This window comes from Rufibacter sp. JT3400010, from assembly GCF_054956755.1.
On the sequence record NZ_JBUDXA010000007.1, the window covers coordinates 24,788 to 45,137 of the forward strand.

21 protein-coding genes are annotated in these 20,350 nt (G+C 45.6%); 4 read left to right on the forward strand and 17 right to left on the reverse strand.

Annotated elements, in window-relative coordinates:
• Positions 1 to 162: 162 nt before the first annotated feature.
• The 17 genes from ACY0JR_RS09030 to ACY0JR_RS09110 form a co-directional block, all read right to left on the reverse strand.
• Complete coding sequence (locus ACY0JR_RS09030; protein WP_462633670.1) at positions 163 to 483, reverse strand: DUF983 domain-containing protein; 321 nt, start codon at positions 481 to 483, stop codon at positions 163 to 165.
• A gap of 65 nt (positions 484 to 548) precedes the next feature.
• The gene (locus ACY0JR_RS09035; RefSeq protein ID WP_462633671.1) at positions 549 to 791 is read right to left on the reverse strand and encodes a hypothetical protein; all 243 of its coding nucleotides are present in this window, start codon (positions 789 to 791) and stop codon (positions 549 to 551) included.
• Between the two features lie 50 nt (positions 792 to 841).
• Complete coding sequence (locus tag ACY0JR_RS09040; RefSeq protein ID WP_462633672.1) at positions 842 to 1,390, reverse strand: DUF420 domain-containing protein; 549 nt, start codon at positions 1,388 to 1,390, stop codon at positions 842 to 844.
• Positions 1,380 to 2,060 (reverse strand): SCO family protein, encoded by a 681-nt coding sequence (locus ACY0JR_RS09045; protein WP_462633673.1) that lies wholly within the window; start codon positions 2,058 to 2,060, stop codon positions 1,380 to 1,382. Before ACY0JR_RS09045 ends, ACY0JR_RS09040 begins: the two co-directional genes overlap by 11 nt.
• Positions 2,060 to 2,407 carry a cytochrome C oxidase subunit IV family protein gene (locus tag ACY0JR_RS09050; protein ID WP_462633674.1) on the reverse strand — a complete coding sequence of 116 codons (348 nt, stop codon included), beginning with the start codon at positions 2,405 to 2,407 and terminating at the stop codon, positions 2,060 to 2,062. Before ACY0JR_RS09050 ends, ACY0JR_RS09045 begins: the two co-directional genes overlap by 1 nt.
• A gap of 28 nt (positions 2,408 to 2,435) precedes the next feature.
• Positions 2,436 to 3,182 carry a cytochrome c oxidase subunit 3 gene (locus tag ACY0JR_RS09055; protein WP_462633675.1) on the reverse strand — a complete coding sequence of 249 codons (747 nt, stop codon included), beginning with the start codon at positions 3,180 to 3,182 and terminating at the stop codon, positions 2,436 to 2,438.
• A gap of 16 nt (positions 3,183 to 3,198) precedes the next feature.
• Positions 3,199 to 3,774 carry a cytochrome c oxidase subunit 3 gene (locus ACY0JR_RS09060; protein ID WP_462633676.1) on the reverse strand — a complete coding sequence of 192 codons (576 nt, stop codon included), beginning with the start codon at positions 3,772 to 3,774 and terminating at the stop codon, positions 3,199 to 3,201.
• An 18-nt stretch (positions 3,775 to 3,792) separates the two neighbouring features.
• Positions 3,793 to 4,689, reverse strand: a complete 897-nt coding sequence (gene cyoE / locus ACY0JR_RS09065) for a heme o synthase (protein ID WP_462633677.1) — start codon at positions 4,687 to 4,689, stop codon at positions 3,793 to 3,795.
• A gap of 8 nt (positions 4,690 to 4,697) precedes the next feature.
• On the reverse strand, positions 4,698 to 5,774 hold the full coding sequence (locus ACY0JR_RS09070) for a COX15/CtaA family protein (protein WP_462633678.1): 1,077 nt from the start codon (positions 5,772 to 5,774) through the stop codon (positions 4,698 to 4,700).
• 2 nt (positions 5,775 to 5,776) lie between these two features.
• Complete coding sequence (locus ACY0JR_RS09075; protein WP_462633679.1) at positions 5,777 to 7,603, reverse strand: cytochrome c oxidase subunit I; 1,827 nt, start codon at positions 7,601 to 7,603, stop codon at positions 5,777 to 5,779.
• Between the two features lie 23 nt (positions 7,604 to 7,626).
• The gene (locus ACY0JR_RS09080; protein ID WP_462633681.1) at positions 7,627 to 8,700 is read right to left on the reverse strand and encodes a cytochrome c oxidase subunit II; all 1,074 of its coding nucleotides are present in this window, start codon (positions 8,698 to 8,700) and stop codon (positions 7,627 to 7,629) included.
• A gap of 24 nt (positions 8,701 to 8,724) precedes the next feature.
• Positions 8,725 to 10,005 (reverse strand): quinol:cytochrome C oxidoreductase, encoded by a 1,281-nt coding sequence (locus ACY0JR_RS09085; RefSeq protein WP_462633682.1) that lies wholly within the window; start codon positions 10,003 to 10,005, stop codon positions 8,725 to 8,727.
• 21 nt (positions 10,006 to 10,026) lie between these two features.
• The gene (locus ACY0JR_RS09090; RefSeq protein WP_462633683.1) at positions 10,027 to 10,737 is read right to left on the reverse strand and encodes a c-type cytochrome; all 711 of its coding nucleotides are present in this window, start codon (positions 10,735 to 10,737) and stop codon (positions 10,027 to 10,029) included.
• Positions 10,737 to 11,261 carry a DUF3341 domain-containing protein gene (locus ACY0JR_RS09095; RefSeq protein ID WP_462633684.1) on the reverse strand — a complete coding sequence of 175 codons (525 nt, stop codon included), beginning with the start codon at positions 11,259 to 11,261 and terminating at the stop codon, positions 10,737 to 10,739. The genes ACY0JR_RS09090 and ACY0JR_RS09095 overlap by 1 nt, the downstream gene beginning before the upstream one ends.
• On the reverse strand, positions 11,254 to 12,675 hold the full coding sequence (gene nrfD / locus ACY0JR_RS09100; RefSeq protein ID WP_462633685.1) for an NrfD/PsrC family molybdoenzyme membrane anchor subunit: 1,422 nt from the start codon (positions 12,673 to 12,675) through the stop codon (positions 11,254 to 11,256). The genes ACY0JR_RS09095 and nrfD overlap by 8 nt, the downstream gene beginning before the upstream one ends.
• A gap of 18 nt (positions 12,676 to 12,693) precedes the next feature.
• Positions 12,694 to 15,702, reverse strand: coding sequence for a TAT-variant-translocated molybdopterin oxidoreductase (locus ACY0JR_RS09105; protein ID WP_462633687.1), 3,009 nt, complete (start codon positions 15,700 to 15,702; stop codon positions 12,694 to 12,696).
• A gap of 36 nt (positions 15,703 to 15,738) precedes the next feature.
• A complete protein-coding gene (locus ACY0JR_RS09110) occupies positions 15,739 to 17,061 on the reverse strand; it encodes a c-type cytochrome (RefSeq protein ID WP_462633689.1) in 1,323 nt (440 codons plus the stop codon).
• A gap of 1,110 nt (positions 17,062 to 18,171) precedes the next feature.
• Between ACY0JR_RS09110 and rpsF the strand changes: the two genes are divergently transcribed.
• The 4 genes from rpsF (at position 18,172) to ACY0JR_RS09130 (ending at position 20,316) form a co-directional block, all read left to right on the forward strand.
• Positions 18,172 to 18,543, forward strand: coding sequence for a 30S ribosomal protein S6 (gene rpsF, locus ACY0JR_RS09115; protein ID WP_462633690.1), 372 nt, complete (start codon positions 18,172 to 18,174; stop codon positions 18,541 to 18,543).
• Positions 18,540 to 18,791: a 30S ribosomal protein S18 gene (rpsR, locus tag ACY0JR_RS09120; protein ID WP_048921044.1), complete on the forward strand. Its 252-nt coding sequence runs from the start codon at positions 18,540 to 18,542 to the stop codon at positions 18,789 to 18,791. Before rpsF ends, rpsR begins: the two co-directional genes overlap by 4 nt.
• A gap of 14 nt (positions 18,792 to 18,805) precedes the next feature.
• A complete protein-coding gene (gene rplI, locus ACY0JR_RS09125; RefSeq protein ID WP_462633691.1) occupies positions 18,806 to 19,249 on the forward strand; it encodes a 50S ribosomal protein L9 in 444 nt (147 codons plus the stop codon).
• A 383-nt stretch (positions 19,250 to 19,632) separates the two neighbouring features.
• Entirely contained in the window at positions 19,633 to 20,316 is a 684-nt protein-coding gene (locus ACY0JR_RS09130; protein ID WP_462633692.1) for an HAD family hydrolase, read from the forward strand.
• The last annotated feature ends 34 nt before the right edge of the window (positions 20,317 to 20,350 follow it).

The following is a 20,350-nucleotide window of genomic DNA, read 5'->3' on the forward strand; positions in this document are numbered from 1 at the left end:
TTACGAATTTAGCCATAATACGCGCAAAAATCCCGCCAGTACGCTAAAAAGTAAAGTATTACGTGAAAGATGCCGTTTCAGGCCCATTTTAGGGAAAGGAGCCTTTAAACAAAGGATGACTACACGGGAGAAACAGGAAACTTGATGGATTCTGAATTGCCTCTATGAACGCTTGTATTTAGAATCAAAGGAGACACTTCCGAAGAAATAGAGCATCATGACGCGTGCATACCGGAAGAGCACCGGCGTAAAGAGCACCACGATGGTTGCTACCGTGGTGAGATAAACCCACGTAGGCGGGTCATTAGCCAGAAAGTAAAGGGAAATACCTACCAGAAACACGATGAGAACGGAGAGACCGTAACTCATGTACATGGCTCCCCAATAGAAGCCCAACTCAATCTCATACCGAAACCCGCATACCGGGCAATTTTCGGGCATTTGGTCAAACTTACGCAGGTTGAGGGCAGAATGGGAAAACATAGAGCCTTGATGGCAGCGCGGACATTTCAACTTAAGCCCGGCTTTAAGATGCTCCCAAGCCTCCACTATTTTTTCCGGCTGTACTTATACCAGAAGAAACCTACGCATCCCGCTATCACATAAGGAATAGCCATGAGGTAAAGAATGCCTTTGTTCAATCCATTGGCAATACTGTCGCCGGTCTCGTTGTTGGAAGATTCCACCGAGGCCGTACACATGGCACACTGTGCCTGGGTGGGAGCTGCCTGTAGCGTTAAAAGCACCACCAGAAAAAGACCACCCAACCATACAATATATTTCCTATTCATCGCTTATGCCTTATTTCTCTTTATATGAACACCTCTGCTCCCGTAAAGTTTCAACTATAATACGGCGCAATCATCAAGTAAACGACAACACCCGTGATAGCCACATACAACCACAAAGGAAATGTCCATCTAGATACTTTTCTGTGCCGCACGTACTGCTCAGACACCGCAAAGTAAACCGATAATAGTACCAACGGCACTATGACTGCCGCTAGAATAATGTGTGTAATCAGAATGAAATAGTAGATGAGCTTGATGGTGCCTTCCCCGCCAAACGGAGTTGGCGCTGCCTGGTAGTGGTAGGTCACGTACGAAATCAGGAAGAAGGAAGACAGCACAAAGGCGGTCACCATAGCAAAACGATGTAACCGGCGGTTCTGCTTCCTGATCTGGTAATATCCTATGACAAGCGCAATGGCCGTAAGCGAGTTGAGTACTGCGTGTAACTTAGGAAGGAAAGAAACATCCAGGTCTCCCAATTTCCCAGTCTGTGGCATAAACAACAGAAATGCCACCAACAGTGGCACTACTACTGACAGAACAGCAATCAGGATAAGGTAAAGGGTATCGTTACGGTTGCCTAGGGCTTTATTTTCCATTGTCTATGTTGTACTCAGAAAGGAGTACGTTTATTTCGGTAATCAATCTGTCTACATCTGCCGCGTCTGTTCCATCATAAATCCCCCTCACGTGCTTCTGCTTATCTATCAAGTAAAGATCTTTGTTTGGAGGATCAGTCCGCAAGCCAGGGGAAGAAGCATCTAGTGAAAGTAGTTCAGCCCATTTGCTGATAAACTCCACTATCTCAGGCTCAGAACCGGTCACAAAAATCCATTTCTCGGGATTAGCCTTAAAACTATGCGCGTACTGCCGCAGCACTTCGGGGGTGTCTTCTGCAGGTCTTAGGCTGTAGGAAAGGATTCTTACGTCTGGCCTGAGCCTGAAAGCATCCTGCACCCTAGATAGTTGCGTGCTCATCTGTTTACAGGGAACCGCGCAGGAAGTATAGAAGAAGTTGGCCACATAGATTTTCCCTTCCAGCTCTTGTTGGGAAAATGGAGCCCCAGTTTGGGAGATGAGCTTGAAATCTGGCACTTGGTAATACGTGGTGTCATACCGCCACTGCCCTTCCACCAAGGTAGAATCTACCGTAGCCGGAAAATAAGTTCGGAGTGAAAATCTATTCACTCCGAACATTTTCAAAAACAAAAACGCCAGTACGGGTAACAACAGAAGTGTACCCAATACCAGCGCTTTTTTTGGACTCATTAATTAAAGTAGTTGAAAACAGACTCTCCGTAGAAAGTACCTTCTACCAGTAAGGCTACTAATAACCAAACCAATAATACGGTAGGAACCAATACCGCCCAAATAAGGCCTTTGGTCTCATGCTTTAAGTGCATGAATTCGCCTACAATGTAAAATGCTTTGAAGAGGGTAAGTCCAATAAAGATTGCGTTACGCAACGTGCTTGGATCCATCATGAAAGCGAAGGCAAACTCAATGGCGGTCAGTCCGCAAAGAATGAAGAAAGTTTTCCAGATAGGGCCCGTCTGCGCCTTAGGTATTTCACCAGTATGGGCAAACTCGTCTGTATGATGTGAATGCGATGCCATGTCTATTCAGTTTTAATCAGTTCAACAATTACACCAGGTAGAAGAAGGTGAACACAAATACCCACACTAAATCTACAAAGTGCCAGTAAAGACCTACTTTCTCTACCATCTCATAGTGTCCTCTTCTGTGGTAAACTCCGTTCACCGTATTGAAGAAGATCATGAGTAGCAAGACCACCCCACTGAATACGTGGGTTCCGTGGAAGCCAGTGATAAAGAAGAACAGATCGGCAAACAAGGGCGGGCCGTATTGGTTTACAATCAGGTTAGCCCCGTGAATCACACTGCCGTCGGCCAGTTTCATGCCTTCTTCAGTACCAGAGATAAAGTGAGTCCACTCCCACGCCTGGCAACCCAAGAACATAGAACCAAACAAGATGGTCCACAACAACCATTTTTGCACATCATTCTTATCCATTCTGTGTCCGGCTTCCACGGCTAATACCATGGTTACGGAAGAAAGAATAAGGATCATGGTCATTAAGGCCACAAATGCCAGCGGCCAGTCAACCCCATGGAAGCCAGGAAAAGCATTAAATACCTTGTCTGGAATAGGCCACCATTCCGTTGAAAATTGAAAGGCTTCATGCGTTCCTTCATAGGCTTTGTGCCGATGACGGGCCAAACCATAGGTTGTAAGGAAAGCACCAAAGGTAAAAGCATCTGATAAGAGGAAAAACCACATCATCAGTTTACCATAACTAGCCTTGAACGGCTCGTTCCCTCCTTCCCAGGTGCCGGTTTTTGGCTGCTCAAAGGTTGTTGTTTGCGACATATGTGTTACAGAATTATTAATGGTTCAAAACTAGGAATACGTACAGGTAAATCCAAAGGGCACCTAAGAAGTGCCAATAAATGGTGCATAGTTGAATACGGTCCATATTTCTGGAATGTACTCTGTACCTAAGGGCCGAAATTACTACAATAATTAGAAAAATTAACCCCGTAATTAAGTGAAATGCGTGCACTCCGGTTAATACATACAGAAATGAACCGGAAGGGTTGGCTGTAATACCCCCGAAAAAAACATTATTCTGCACCAGTTCTCCCCAACCTTGCCATTGGCCCACCAAAAAGGCAGCTCCGGCTACAATGGTCAGGATCAACGCGATTTTCAGATTCTTGATATTATCACGCTTGGCAGAAACATAGGCCCACTGCATGAAAATACTACTCAATACCAGCACAATTGTGTTCACCAATAAGACTGACGGAAGATCAAACTCCAGCCAGTTTCCTTCTTCCCGGCGCACAATGTAGGCACTGGTGAAGGCTGCAAACATCATGACGATGCTTACAATCAATAAGATCAGCATGAACGTTAACGGATTTACCCGTCTTTGTTCCGGCTGTATTTCAGGATTCATGATCATTACTAATTCCCTTTAAAGGCTATCTACCACAAACGCAATCTGCACAATAGGCAAGTATAAAAACGATCCAAACATAATATTCATGGCTGCCCTTTTAGAGCACGTATGCATGAGATAAAACGTCTGCATTAAAAACAATACTCCACAAACCACGGCAATGAAAGCCGAGGTCTTCCCTGCCATTCCAAATTGCATGGGTAACAAACCCAACGGAATCAGCAGTAACGTATAGATCATGATCTGGATGGCAGTCTTCAGGTTCTTGCCTCCGGCCATGGGTAACATTTTGAAACCCGCTTTCTTGTAGTCATCGTCCAGCACCCAGGCAATGGCCCAGAAATGCGGAAACTGCCAGATAAACTGAATCCCGAAAAGAATCCATGCCTCTACTCCAATGTAACCCGTTCCGGCTACCCATCCAATGAGCGGAGGTAACCCGCCAGGGATTGCCCCTACAAAAACACAGATAGGAGAAAGTCTCTTCAAAGGCGTGTAGAAGAAACCGTAAAGAAGTAAAGAAAGAAAAGACAAGGCTGCTGCCAGCCAGTTAAAATAGAGACCTAGTAACCCTACTCCTGCTACACACAACAGAACACAATAGATAATTGCTTCCTGCACGGTGATCACCCCGGTAGGGAGAGGACGCTTCGCGGTTCTTTTCATCAGCTTGTCCAGATCCTTTTCTAAAACCTGGTTGATGATATTGGCAGAACCGGTGACCAAAAGACCACCCAGCATCACCAAAGCGGTATCAATCCAGGCAGCGTTAGGTCTACCTAAGAGGAAACCAATTGCACTGGAGAAAGCCACCGTGGCGGAAAGCCTGAACTTTAGAAGTTGAAAATAAGCGGTCGCTTTACTCATAGCCGATGATGTCTGGGCACTGGATGTTACGTCTTGTACGTACATAAACGTGTTTATGCCACCAATTCGGGTGTGGGCTGATTAGGTTTTTGAGCGTAATAATATTGTATGAGCAGCAAGAACTGTAGTCCAAACAAGAGAGTACCAAACAGTAAATGCAGTGGTTGAGCATAAGCCGGCAAAGCTAAATAAGCCAGTACAATCCCCAGTAAAATCTCCAGGGCAATGACCACCAAGATGGCTTTTGCAGTACTCACTAACTTGGCTATTCCAAGCTTCTTCACTGAAAAGTAAAGGCCTACATTTAAAAGAACGAGTAAAATAGAGAAGGACCGGTGCACATAAAAAGATGTCCCTAATCTCTCTATCCAGGTTTCCCGGCCTAGGTTGTTTAATTCAAAAGCAACCAGATCAACCTGTTCTCTTACCTGTGTTCCTAGTATTACCTGAAGAAACGTAATCAGAAGTACCGCAACCAGAACAAACTTTAGCTTGCCAGAAGGCTGTAACGTGTGCAGGTACATTTCTTTCCGTTGCACCCGCATGACAATGTAAATCAAGATTGCCAGGAGCACTAGCGCCAAGGCCATATGCAGCGTTACCATTTCTGGCAGAAGATTGGTAGACACTACCAGTGAACCTAACCACCCTTGAAAAAGAACCAACGCCAGAGAGGCGACAGCTCCCCAGAATACTTTTGGATCAGTTTTCAGAAAAGGAGCCGAAAATAGAACTGTTAAAATAATCAAAAGCCCTATCACCACTCCCACCAACCGGTTCACATATTCAATCCAGGTTTTGGTGGCATTGAATTCCGTTTCAATGTATTGAGACGGATGTGCAAAAATCTCCTGGGCTACTTGCGTAAAGCCTATTCCCTGAAGAACTCTGCCAATGCGTTCATTCTTCTGGATTCGCTTCTCCTTGTACACCTCCAAATAATCTGAAGGTAACTGTTCTAAACTAGTGGGGGGGACCCACGATCCGAAACACTTCGGCCAGTCTGGACAACCCATCCCTGAACCTGTGCTGCGAACGATCCCCCCTACTAAGATTAAAATATAGACAGAAGCAATAGTAAGTACTCCTATGCGCTTAAACCTTTTATGAATAAAAGATTTATCTCTCATTATTATTCAGTGTCTCTCTCGTACGGCAGGTTAGATGACTGCGTCTGAGAGTAAGGTACGTTCTGCGGAATGAAATCTTCAGGAGCACCTGGCTTGCTATAGTCATATGGCCATCTGTACACTACTGGAAGCGGACCTGGCCAGTTACCGTGACCCGGATTCACTGGAGTAGTCCATTCCAAGGTGTTAGATTTCCATGGGTTCTCTGTAGCTCTTCTTCCTCTAAAGATACTGTAGAAGAAGTTGAACAAGAAGATGAACTGGGCAGCAAAGGCCACAATAGCAACTACGGTAATGAACGTGTTCATATCCATGAACTTGTTGAATGTCTCAAAACCAGTCCAGGTATAATATCTTCTTGGGAAGCCCGCAATACCTATGTAGTGCATTGGCATGAAGATCAGGTACACGCCGGCAAACGTAATCCAGAAGTGAACGTAACCCAGCTTCTCGTCAATCATTCTACCAAAGAACTTAGGGAACCAGTGGTAAACGCCCGCGAACAAGCCGAAGAAAGCCGCACTACCCATTACTAAGTGGAAGTGAGCCACTACGAAGTAAGTATCGTGTAATTGAATGTCAAGCGCAGAGTTACCTAAGATGATACCTGTTACTCCACCTGTGATGAACAAGGAAACGAAAGCAACAGAGAACAGCATGGCTGGCGTGAAGTTGATATTACCTCTCCAGATGGTAGCAATCCAGTTAAATACCTTCACCGCAGATGGAACCGCAATAATCAGGGTCAGGAACATAAAGACAGATCCTAAGAAAGGATTCATCCCAGACACGAACATGTGGTGCGCCCAAACAATGAAGGAAAGCAAGGAAATACCTAACATTGAACCAATCATCGCACGGTAACCGAAAATAGGCTTACGGGAATTTGTGGCAATGATTTCAGAAACAATACCGAAAGTAGGTAGGATTACGATGTATACCTCTGGGTGACCCAGGAACCAGAACAAGTGCTGGAACAATACCGGGCTACCACCAGTGTGCGTTAACGCCTCTCCTGCTACATAGATATCTGACAAGAAGAAGCTGGTACCGAATGAACGGTCAAAAATCAACAATAACGCGGCAGAGAACAGTACAGGGAAAGCGAGAAGGCCTAAAACAGCCGTCAGGAAGAATGCCCAGATAGTCAAAGGAAGTTTGGTCATGGACAAACCACGGGTCCGCATGTTAATTACGGTAGTGATGTAGTTTACCCCACCCAGCAACTGCGAAACAATGAAGAAGGCCATACTCACCAACCACATGGTCATACCGGTACCAGAACCTGAAATAGCTTGCGGCAAGGCACTCAACGGCGGATACACCGTCCAACCACCAGCAGCTGGTCCTGTTTCCAGGAAGATAGAGTAAAACATGATCACACTCGCCAGGAAGAAGAACCAGAACGAAAGCATGTTCATGAACCCGGAAGCCATGTCACGGGCACCAATCTGTAGAGGAATCAAGAAGTTACTGAAGGTACCGCTCAATCCTGCCGTAAGCACGAAGAACACCATGATGGTTCCGTGCATGGTTACCAAGGCCAGATAGAACTCCGGGTTCAGTTTACCTCCGTCTACCCACTTCCCAAGAAGCGGCTCCAGGAACGTAAACGTAGCCTCAGGGAAACCTAGCTGCATCCGGAACAAACTGGAAAGTGTGCCCCCTATGATGGCCCAGAAAATACCCGCAAATAGAAACTGCTTCGCAATGGTTTTATGATCCTGGCTAAAGATGTACTTCTCAATGAAACTTTGATCATGATGATCGTCATGATGATCATCGTGCTCTAAGTGCACATCTTTATGTAAAATATCAGTACTAGACATACAATACTTTTAAAAGATTATAACTATTGTTTTGATGCAGAAGCAATGGCCCCTGCGGCACCAGATGTAGAATTTACAGCAACCGCATCAGTAGCAGCAGTACTGTCTGCCGGAGCAGCTTGTAACTGAGAAGCAAAAGATTTCTGCTGTTGGGCAGCCACCCATTTCTGATATTCTTCGGGCTCATCTACCACCATGGTCATCTTCATGGCAAAGTGACCACGGCCACACACCTCTGTACAAGCCAGTTCATATTGGAAATTGGCATTTCCAGTTTCTGACTGCATTTCAGAAGTGGTCTTGGTAGGAATAAACCAGAAAGAAGTTGGCATACCAGGTACCGCATCCATTTTCACCCGGAAGTGAGGAAGGAATACACTGTGAATCACATCTCTGGATCTAATCTTCAACAGTACAGGAGTTCCTACAGGTACGTGAAAAGCACTTGTTTCGCCGGGAAAATCATCTTTGGCATTCTGATCATTCAAATCAATACCAAATTCGTTGGTGGCATCAATTAAGGTATGTTTCACGTGACCCAGCTTGTTATCTGCACCAGGGTAGCGAACCAGCCAGTTGAACTGTTTTCCCATTAATTCTACCACTACCGCGTTGTCTGGAGCAGGGCTTGTGATTTTAGCCCATGTTTTCCATCCTGAGAATACCAACAAAGCCATTACCACCGCAGGAATCACGGTCCAGATAATCTCAATCTTGTTATTGTGTGGGTAATAGTAAGCTCTTTTGCCCTCCTGGTGTTGGTACTTATAAGAATAGAAGAACAATAGGATGTGCGTTAATACAAAGACAAACCCAATCACAGCCATGGTCAGCCAGAACATACTGTCAATGGCAATACCATGCTCAGAGGCAAGAGGAAGTGTCATTCCTTCTTTGGAAGCGACAAAAGACCAAACAAAAAGGGCTCCCATCACAAAAAAGAACACCAGTAAAAGAGTGGCATTTACTTTGTTGCTCTGCCCAATGTCACGTCTGTAGCTACCTTTGAAGATTGATGCCAGTACCTGAATTCTGAACAGCAGGTATAGAACAACCAGTAAGAGTAGGATTGATAGTGCTACTACAATTGTAATCATTATCCGTTTCTTTAAATGTAAATCTTAAACGTGGTGGTGAATACTTTCTTCCAGGAAAGGATGGTTCACAGGAACTAAAGAAGCTTTCGTCAATTCTTTTGTATAAACAACCAAGAATATCCCTAAGAAAGTCAGCGCTGTTCCAATCTCTATCAATCCAAATCCGCTTTCACTACCCATAGTTCCTGGCATGATCATCATGTAAAAGTCAAACCAGTGACCAACCAAAATAGCGATACACACAATCTTTAAGATGATCATCTGGCGTTTCGCGTCTCTTGTCATGAGAACAAGGAATGGGAAAGCAAAGTTTATTACAAGGTTAAAGAAGAAGATCCAGGTAAAGTGGTTGTTGTTTCCGCCCAAACGCTCTTGGAAGTAGATTACTTCTTCCGGAATGTTGGCATACCAATACAGCATGAACTGAGAGAACCAGATGTAAGTCCAGAAAATGCTGAAACCAAATATGAATTTACCCAAGTCATGTAAGTGGTTAGAGGTTACCATCTGCAAGAATCCCATCTGTTTTAAGAAAATGATGGTCAAAGTGATGGCAGCAATACCAGATACCCACCAGCTGGCAAACACATACCAACCAAACATAGTACTAAACCAGTGTGTGTCAATAGACAAAACCCAGTCCCAGGCAGACATAGAGGAAGTTACCCCGAATATTACCAGGAAAGTGGCTCCCAACCTGATGCTTTTGTTGTAGTGGTTCAAGCCGCCGTTCAAATCTTCTGCAATTGATTCTCTTCTCAACCATTTGAAGAACAGGAACCACAGCGTGAAATAAGCCACCATTCTAATCACGTAGAAAGGAGTGTTCAGGTAGCCGCTTTTCCCTACAATGATTGGGTCATAGTTAGGGTTTCCTACTTCGTGTACAGAATGATCTGTCCAGTGCAGCAAGCTGTTATGCCCTGTGAAGATGATAGGCAATAAAAACAGAAGCAACATGATTACGCCACCTACTATGATATAGCTACCCAAGGCTTCCGGTACACGCTTGATTACTACTGACCAGCCAGCATAAGCTACGTATTGAATGGCCACCCACAGGATACCCACAACGGCAATACCCGTAAAGTAAACATTGTTCATCCAAAGGTTAGCCAACAAACGCTGTCCCCAACCCGCCGCATGATGTCCTGCTTCTGCCCCATGTGCTTCCCCATGACCACCACCGCTGAAGTTCGCCGCGATGATAAGACCAGCTATCAGGAGAACTAACCCAATGGCTATCATGTAGAAGAACCGCTTTGTGGCTCCTGCAGGAATAATTAGTCTTTCTTCAGTTATCATTTCTAATATACCTTTTATAGGTTAGTTACGCGTGTCCTTGGTTGGATCTGCTGTAGTACCTGTTACTGGATTTGTATTCTCGGTCGTACTTGCACCTGCCGGAGCATCTGTAGATTGAGAGCCTGTATCAGCCGCATCAGCTCCAGTGGCTTCCGTAATACCTTTCTGTAGTTGCTGCACATACATGGCAATTTTCCAACGCTCTGTTGGGTTTACCTGAGTACCGTGTGGCATCATACGTCCACGGCCATTCACAATTACGTGATAAATATGGCCAACGGGCAGAGTCGCGTAACGACCTTGGGTGTAGTTAGGAACCCCTTTGAATTTAGCTCCTACCAAGCCATCGCCCTGGCCGGTTTCACCGTGGCAAGGCGAGCAGAACCGCAGAAACAGAACTTTCCCTTCTTCCAGGTTTGCTGTGGTTCGAGCCAATGGGTTTACTAACTCACGTCCGGCTACTTCTGCGCTATCTTTGGAAATATGGGTGTAAAACCCAAGTTTACCTCTGGCAATGGTGTGGGCAGCAGGAACGCGCATGTTCAACCCACCAGGGTTAATGGCGTTCTTATTTTCTGCCAATTGCTTAAGCGGCTCATAAGCTACCGGATAATACATATCTGGTGCATATTCCACCCCAGGATCTTGATCATTGCTGCTACAAGAAGCAAGAAGAGCGGAAGAGAAAAGAATCAAAGAGGCTTTTGCCCCTGTTCTAAAGAAATTGTTCATTATTTAACTACCTCCTTCTCGTTAACTTCTATAGCCCCGTTTGAACGGAGAAGATCATTCAACTTATTAATGTCAGTTCCTTCTTTCAGTTCAATGGCCATCACATACTTGTCGTCTGTAGACCGAACATCCATTACTGGAACTTTGAGCGTAGGCCGCAGTCCACTAATGATAAAGAACGTAATCACCATTCCGAAGGCTGCACAAAGTACCGTTAACTCAAATGTTACCGGAATAAAACTTGGCAGGGCAATGTGCGGCTTACCACCAATGATCATTGGCCAGTCAAAACCTAACATATAAATCTGCATCCAGAGGGCGAACGAAGTACCGCAAAGGCCGCAAAAGAACGCTACGATAGGCAATCTGGAGCGCTGAATTCCCAATACATCATCAATTCCGTGAATTGGATAAGGTGAGAACACATCATAGATTTTAGTGCCTGCCGCGCGGGTCTGTTCAATGGCGTTCAGCAGCACATCCTCGTCGTTGAATACCCCGAGTATATATTTCTTACTAGTCATGTTTGTGAGAGTTGTTAGGTGCTGTGCCATGCATTGATGCGCCTGGATTGTGGGTGTGGCTTACCCCCGTAGACGATTTCAAAATAGATTTTACCTCAGCCATGTTCACCACAGGGAAGAACTTGGCGAACAGCAGGAATAAAGTAAAGAACAAACCAATGGTTCCTACATAGATTCCAACATCAATGCTGGTTGGCGAGAACATTACCCAGCTAGAAGGTAAGAAGTCACGGTGCAGAGACGTCACAATGATCACGAAACGCTCAAACCACATACCAATGTTCACGAAAATGGAAATGATGAACGTAGCCGTTAAGCTGCGACGGATAGAACGGAACCAGAATAACTGCGGCGTAATTACGTTACACGTCATCATGGACCAGTAAGCCCACCAGTAAGGACCAGTTGCCCGGTTAATGAAGGCGTATTGCTCATACTCTACTCCTGAATACCAGGCAATGAAGAACTCAGTGATATACGCCACCCCTACAATAGAACCTGTCAAAGTGATTACTTTGTTCATGGATTCTACGTGCTCCAGCGTGATATAATCCTCTAGTTTGAAGGTTTTGCGGGTAATGATCATCAAAGTCAATACCATGGCGAAACCTGAGAAGATCGCACCTGCCACGAAGTAGGGAGGGAAGATAGTGGTGTGCCAACCTGGGATAACAGAGGTTGCAAAGTCCATGGATACAATGGTGTGTACCGAAAGTACCAGTGGGGTTGCTAAACCTGCCAGAATCAGGGAAACAGTCTCATATCGTGACCAGTGTTTCGCAGATCCTGTCCAGTTCATACTCAGCAAAGAATATGCTCTGCGCGAAATAGGTCCGGTTGCTCTGTCACGAATAGTAGCGAAATCAGGAATTAGACCAATGTACCAGAAAACCAGTGACACTGAGAAATAAGTACTGATCGCGAACACGTCCCAAAGCAGTGGGGAGTTGAAGTTTACCCAAAGAGAACCGAAGGTGTTAGGCAATGGAAGTACCCAGTACGCTAACCAAGGACGGCCCATGTGCAGAACCGGGAACATGGCCGCACAGATTACCGCAAAGATGGTCATCGCCTCGGCGGCACGGTTAATGGAAGTTCTCCATTTCTGGCGGAACAACAACAAGATCGCGGAGATAAGGGTACCGGCGTGACCAATACCAACCCACCATACGAAGTTGGTGATGTCCCATGCCCAACCTACCGTTTTATTAAGTCCCCACTCGCCTATACCGAACCAAAGCGTACGATAAACAGAGTAGATAAAGACGCCAAGAAGAACCAGAGAAACCGCCAGACCCATCATCCAACGTACATTCGGCTTGGCTTCCACCTGCCGACATACGTCTTCCGTGATGTCTGCATAAGTTTTACCCCCAGTTACTAAGGGCTCTCTTATCGGAGATACGTGCTGCATATATCTTTTTGTGTTAAATTAAGCTTGGTTTCTGATTTTAGTTAAGTAGGTCACGTTCGGCTGCGTGTTCAACTCTTCCAGTACGTGGAATGCGCGCTCGCCTTGCTCCCGCTTCAGGATCTGAGATACCTGGCTGTTTGGATCCAGCATGTCCCCAAATACAATCGCATTGGTAGGACAAGCCTGGGCACAAGCCGTCACGATTTCTCCATCTACCGGGCGGCGGCTTTCTTTCTTAGCTTCCAGTTTACCGTATTGGATACGCTGTACGCAGAAAGAGCATTTCTCCATTACCCCACGGGAACGAACGGTAACATCTGGGTTCAACACCATTTTACCAAGGTCGTTGTTCATTTGGTAGTCGAACTTCTCGTTGTTGGCGTAGTTGAACCAGTTGAAACGACGTACTTTATACGGACAGTTGTTGGCGCAATAGCGGGTTCCTACGCAACGGTTGTACACCATTTGGTTGATACCTTCTGTGCTGTGCATGGTAGCGGCCACCGGACAAACTGTTTCACACGGTGCGTGGTTACAGTGCTGGCATAGCATTGGCTGGAAGATCACAGATGGATTCTCTGAAGGATTCTCCATTTTCTCAAATCCGCCGTCTTCGCGGGTGGCATCACTGCTATAGTAGCGGTCAATACGCAACCAGTGCATTTCGCGACGGTTCAGTACTTCTTGCTTCCCTACTACCGGTACGTTGTTTTCTACCTGGCAGCTGATGGTACAAGTACCGCAACCAATACAAGAGTTCAGGTCAATGACCATTCCCCAGTGGTGGTTCTTGTACTCATAATCCTGCCATAAAGAAATTTTCTGTGGCTTCTGAGGACCATCTGGCGTAGCAATACGCACGTACTCCGTTACACTCTTAGGATCTTTCTTGTAGTTAGCCAGGGTATTCTCCTGTACTACAATACGGCCCATCACCGTGTGGTGCGTCTGCGTCTGGGCAATTGGCTTATCAGCTCCTACTTTTTCAATAGTTACTGTGTTTGCAAACTGTAAAGAGTCTCCTACTACAGAAACCAATGGGTAAACGTTTGCTCCTACGTTATTGGCGGCCTGACCGGCATGGGTACGGCCGTATCCGATAGCAATGGCTACGGTATCTGCTGCCTGACCTGGTTGAATCAAAGCTGGCAATTCAATTGATTTGCCTTTGGCTGTAACCCGTACCACATCATTCTGCTCAATCTCTAATCTCTTAGCGGTGGCAGGTGAAATGGCAGCATAGTTATCCCAAGTAGCTTTTGTGGTTGGGTCAGACATCTCCTGTAACCATGGGTTGTTGGAGTGTTGTCCGGTTCCAATAGCTACTTTCTCGTAGATCTCAAGTTCAAGGTTATTTCCAGTAGCACGACCTGCTCTGTTGATGCTAACCGCAGCAGCGGCTAACGTCATAGGAGCAGTAGGCGCTGTTGGCTCATTCGCTCCGGTTGTACCGGTAGCCACCCCATCGTGCGCAGCTTTATCCCAGCCAGCACCGCCACCTACAACACCAGACCAAGTACGCTGAATAACGGTGTAGAAATCTGAAGTAGAACCAGTCCACTTCAATAATGAATCCTGCGCTTGTCTTGTATTGAAGATAGTAGAGATAGTAGGCTGAGCTAAGCTCAAGAAGCCTCTCTTCGGCTCAAAGTCATTCCAAGACTCCAGGAAGTGGTTGTCTGGGCATACATAATCAGCCAGGCTTGCGGTTTCATCCAGTCTGTCGGCGAAGGAGATCTTCACTCCTACTTTCTTAAGACCGTTTACCACCTGTTGGCTAAGTGGGTGATCATACACGGGGTTAGTTCCGTAGAAAATCACTGCTCCAACAGCACCAGCGTTCATGTCATTGATGAGACGCAACATGCGGGCATCATCTCCCTGACGAACGTAAGACGGTGCCGCCGTATTGATAGTGGTTCCGTTAGCACCTAAGGCATTATTGATGGCAGTTACCAAGGTCTGAACAGCAGGATCATTAGAGTCAGAAACAACCAAAGCTCCACCGCGGTTTGCCAATAGCTCACTGGCAGCGGCATCTACTTGCTTGGCTACTCTTGTGTTTGGAGCCTGAATGGCAGCTCCACCAGTACCACCCGCAATTCTGTTATACAAGGCAGCTGCTACCGCGCCGTATTCAGAAGGTTTAACCGGAACACGAACGTCGGCGTTCGCACCAGTCATGGTCAGGAAGCTTTCAAACTGGAAGTGACGGGACATGACAGGTTTGTCTGCCGTAACTTTCCGGTTGGTGATGTATTGTCTGGAGTACTCCACCGGAGAAATCCAAGTACCTAAGAAGTCAGCGCCAATAGATACGATTACTCTGGCTTTGCTGAAGTCATAGCCTGGTACCAGACCGCCGTTGGCTCTCAGTAACGCAGAGGCCGAATTGGCATCATAGGTTACGTGCTCAAAAGCAGGGAACTGCGCACCGAAATCACGGATAACCGCTTTGGTGCTTGGGCTGATGATGGTATTAGAAACCAGCACCACTCTGCCCTGCACGCCCGTTAAACGGGTGCGGATTTCCTGGTCAATGGTTTGCCAGGAGGTTTCTTTCCCTTTGGCAACCGGTCCTTTCAGGCGGTTATTGTCATACAGGCTCAACAAAGAGGCCTGTGAACGAGCATGCGTTCCTCCTCCGGTGATAGGTGAAAGGGTGTTTCCTTCAATTTTGATAGGACGACCTTCCCGGGTTTTCACCAGCACGGGGTTGTAAAAATCACCCATGAAATAGGTAGAGGCATACCAGTTGGGCACACCTGGCTCTACTTCTTCCGGCTTGTTCAGGTAAGGGATTGCTTTCCGTACCGGCGACTCACAGGAGGCCAGCGTGGCAGCAGCCACACCAAAACCTAGTAATTTTAAGAAATCTCTTCTTGGAGCCACTGGGGAAGAGGTATCCCCTTCATTGGCTTCACTTACTGGCAGGAACTCAGGAAACTCGTTATGAGCATGCTTCTGGAATTCCGGAGTATTGTTTAACTCCTCTACCCCTCTCCAGTATTTAATTGTTTCTTGCATATATCTCAAAAACTCAAATTCAGGATATGGAATTGATTAGTAGTGGCACTTTGAACATTCTGTACCACCATTTGACGCTACAATGAATGCGCCTTTAGATTGCTTCTCATGCAACTTCACTAAGTTGTCATAGTAAGCGTTGCCTTCGGTATTAAGAGGGGTATTCCGGTGGCAATCAATACACCAGCCCATGGTCAATGGAGAGAACTGAGCTACAACTTCCATGGTCTCAATTGGACCGTGGCAGGTCTGGCACTCTACGCCACCCACTTTGGTGTGCTGCGAGTGGTTGAAATACGCCAGGTCTGGCAAGTTGTGTACCCGAATCCACTCAATAGGCTTGTTGTTTTCAATGGCACGGTAGATCTTCTGAATCTCAGGAGATTCTTTCTTGATCTGGCTGTGACAGTTCATACAGATGTTAGCCGAAGGAATGTTGGCACTAGCGCTCTTATAAACAGAGGTGTGGCAGTAATTACAGTTAATCTGGTGATCTCCCGCGTGCAGTTTGTGGGAGAAAGCGATAGGTTGCCTTGGGGCGTACCCTTGGTGAATACCCACGCCCATCACTTTATCAATGGAAATATCAACGATTACGACTACCAAGATCAGCCCAACAATGATTCTAACCGCTTTAGACTTATAGATATTAGCGAAGTTGGTTCTGCGCTCCAGAATCTCCCGCTCTGAACCGGTTAAGTCATTCTTATTTTTAAGGTAGTTTTTCAAAACCGAGGCAATAATCAACAATGTGATTACCAACACGATTAACACAACCACCAATACGATCAACAGAAGATCTACCGTTCCGCCAACGTTTCCAACGGCATTAGTACCCACTTTTTCACCAGCAGTAGCGCCTTCTGGTCCTGCGGAAGGAGCAGCTGCTGTTGCTGGGGCGGCACTTTCGCTCCCTATGTAGGCAATGATAGATTTGATTTCCTCATCAGAAAACGCGAATGATGGCATTTGCTGCTTAGAGTACTGGTTGAAAAGTGCTACTGCATCTTTGTCGCCGCTTTGGATAAGAGCGCTGGAGTTCTTGATCCATTTCAGCAACCAGGCTTCTGATCTTCTTTTCTGTACATCATGCAGACCAGGCCCAACCACAACATCTGTACCCACAGAGTGACACTGAGTACAGTTGTTTTTGAAAAGAGTCATGCCGTTGTCAATCACGCCGGCGTCTGCACCGCCTCCTGCGCCAGCCGCCGGCGCTGCCGGAGCCGGAGTCACACCAGCCGTCCCTTCAACCCCCATCTCTTGCGTCCCTTGTGCAAAGGCAGAAGTGATCACAAAGAAGATAAAGATAAAAGGGAGTAGGAAAGTATATTTTGCTCTCTTTTTACAGCTAATCATAGCTAAATTGTAGTGTTAAGAATAGTGAAAGTACATTACGGCCACAAACTTACTACCCGAACACCATTAATCAAACACAATATTCCTTATTTTTAGGCTTCTGAAACCAATAGGCAAAAGGGTGTTTTTAGCCTCTAAACCCTTTGTTACAGCCTGTTTAAGCACTATTTAGAAGCTTTATAAATTACCTTAGTTGTATAGCTTTTGGATAAGGATGTAGTGTGCGTATAGTAGTTGACCCGCTTCTTCTACTCTTAGTTAAAAGTTAAGTTTTATGAATTAAATCATATTTATAAATAAGAATATTTTTAAGTATTTATACGGATAACTAAATACACATATTACTTCATCCATAGTAGTAATACCAACAGCAGAGTAGTCTTACTCTAGTAAAATACATTCCTCTCTATTCTTACAAGGTACTGCTTCTCTTGATGCAGCATCGAACTTTACTAAACAGCTCTAAAAAGGGCACTTGAAATAATCATAGCAAGCTGCTAACCGATAGATTCCCAACCTTTTCGTTGTGAACTCCTGCCTTTGTCTTGGACTTTCTTTAAACCTGAAGGATTTGCCTAAGGACCTCTTTTAGACGTTGTGCAAGCTAACTCAGCTGCTTTGATGACGATTGCTCTTTCTGATAGCACTGCTTCACATACTACTGCTGTCATGCTTCCATGGCCATGATAGATAGTGGACTTAGCAGACGTTAGCCAAGCATACTTGTGCTCTGGTTCCTTCTTAGGTTTGATACTTAAGATAGGAATGCCACTTCTTCCACTTCAACCTACTCCTGGGCAGAGAAACAGTACTTATATATTATAAGGTGAGAGTAGCGAATGACCAAGCTACGTTGCGAACAATATATTATAGAGTAGGTGAACATCTGCTTACTGAAAGCAAAAGATTGCCCACAGTCTCCTACACACCAACTTTTATAAGCTATGCTCACTTTTGAGTGCAATAATTACAGCCTGTTTTCCGAAAAATGGGGCTGAAACTCCATTCATAGAAAAATGTCTCAGTCTATGTACTTTATCTTACCTGAATCTTGGTTTCTGTTATATATTGCCTTACCTTTGCCCCTTCGAACCAAAATCATTTTTTCAAATGACTTTAAAAAATTACGAAGTACTCTACATCATGACCCCGTTGCTGAACGAGGCTCAGATGACAGAGACGGTCGAGAAGTTCAGACAGGTGCTTAAGGAAAATAGCGCCGAAATTATTCACGAGGAGAACTGGGGTCTAAAAAAACTGGCTTACCCAATTCAGAAGAAGAACACAGGCTTCTATCACCTCGTTGAGTTCCAAGGTCCTTCTACTATTGTAGATGCATTGGAACTTGCTTTCCGTCGTGATGAGAAAATCATCCGCTTTTTGACTACTGCCCTTGATAAGCACGCTGTTGCTTACAATGCACGCCGCAGAAACGGTGAGTTCAAATCATCTAAAAAAGAGAAGGAGGCCCAAGCGTCATGAGTTTAGTAAACGAAAAAATCCACAAGCAAGACACGCGCAAGAAATACTGCCGTTTCAAGAAAAACGGAATCCAGTATATTGATTACAAAGACGGTAACTTCTTATTGAAGTTCGTGAACGAGCAAGGTAAATTATTACCGCGTCGTTTAACCGGAACCAGCTTAAAGTTCCAGCGTCGTGTATCTCAGGCGGTTGCCAGAGCACGCCACTTGGCTATTTTGCCTTACGTAACAGATTCTTTAAAATAAGGAGGTAAAAAGAGATGGAAGTTATTCTTAAAGATGACGTGAAAGGCGTTGGCTATAAAAACGATATCGTTTCTGTAAAGCCAGGTTTCGGCCGTAATTATTTGATCCCACAAGGTTTGGCTGAAATGGCTACTCCTTCTGCCCGCAAAGTAGTGGCTGAGAACACTCGCCAGGCTGCGCACAAAGCAGAGAAAATCCAGAAAGACGCACAAGAGTTAGCAAACCGTATTGGTGATACATTGCTGGAAATCCCTGCCAAAGCAGGTGAGTCTGGCAAGATCTTCGGGGCTGTTACTACCTTGCAAGTTTCTGAGGCTCTGAAAGCCCTTGGTTACGATGTAGACCGTAAGCGCGTTGATTTTGACCAAGAGGTGAAATCATTAGGCGAGTACACTGCTACCTTGAACCTGCACAAAGAAGTGAAACACCAAGTACGTTTCAATGTGGTAGCCGCCTAGGTTCACACAATTTCTTATTCATTACAGACATCCTGCCGCACTCCGGCAGGATGTTTTGTTTTATACTCTTTCCGGTTTGCCAGAGAGTTGTTCAAAACACCCTGAAAACAGCTTTCCCTTCAAGAAGCTGTTCAGTTTCCTCTTCATTTTCAGTAAAATAGCTAGAAATCACTTATCCTCACAGTTCTCTGAGGTTGCCTTCCTTAACTATACTGTCATCTTGGTGATGAACGGCAAGAACGTTAACTAAACGACTTTCTAGCTTGCTCACAAGATCCTTTCAGGATGACAAAAGGAAAGTTTTTTGTCCTTCTACTTAGTAACGTTAAAAACAAAAGAAGACTCAATAGAGTATTGCTTGGTTTACCTCTTTCTACTTTCCTATGCTTCCCTACCCTGTTGTCATCTTTGATTTTGACGGTACATTGTGCGCCACCGAAAAGGCTATCCTGTACACCTTCAAAAAGACGTTTGAACAGAAAGGCATCACGCCGCCCTCAGAAGATGCCATTAAACAAGCCATTGGCACCGGCGGAAATCTTTCAGAACTTTTGCCTCAACTGCATGCGGTGCTGCAAGACAACCCAAAGGAACTGGAAGACTGGGTGCTCCATTACCGCCATATCTATGACACGGACGGAGGTCAGTTAACTACCTTGTTCCCAGGAGTGGAAGAGTTATTGCCGCGCCTAAAAGAAGCCGGAATCGCCTGTGTGGTCATCAGCAACAAAGGCCAGCGCGCCATTGAAGATTCGCTTGAACGCTTTCACCTGCGGCAGTACTTTGACATGATTGTGGGCGATAATCCTGAAAAGCCGCTAAATAAGAAACCAGACCCCATGGCGTATGAACAGCTGATCAAGCTGCATTACTCTAACTGTACCGCTTCCCAGATACTGATGGTAGGCGACACCGAACCTGATTTGCTTTTCGCGAACAACGCCGGAATCTCGTCTTGCTGGGCCGCGTACGGGTACGGTGCGGAAGATATTTGTTTAGCTGCCCAACCTACGCACACCATCCACTCCTTAGAAGAACTCTATCCGTTGGTGGCGGCCAATGCGTAAAAACAGAAATAACTATCTTCGCGGGGTACTTCGC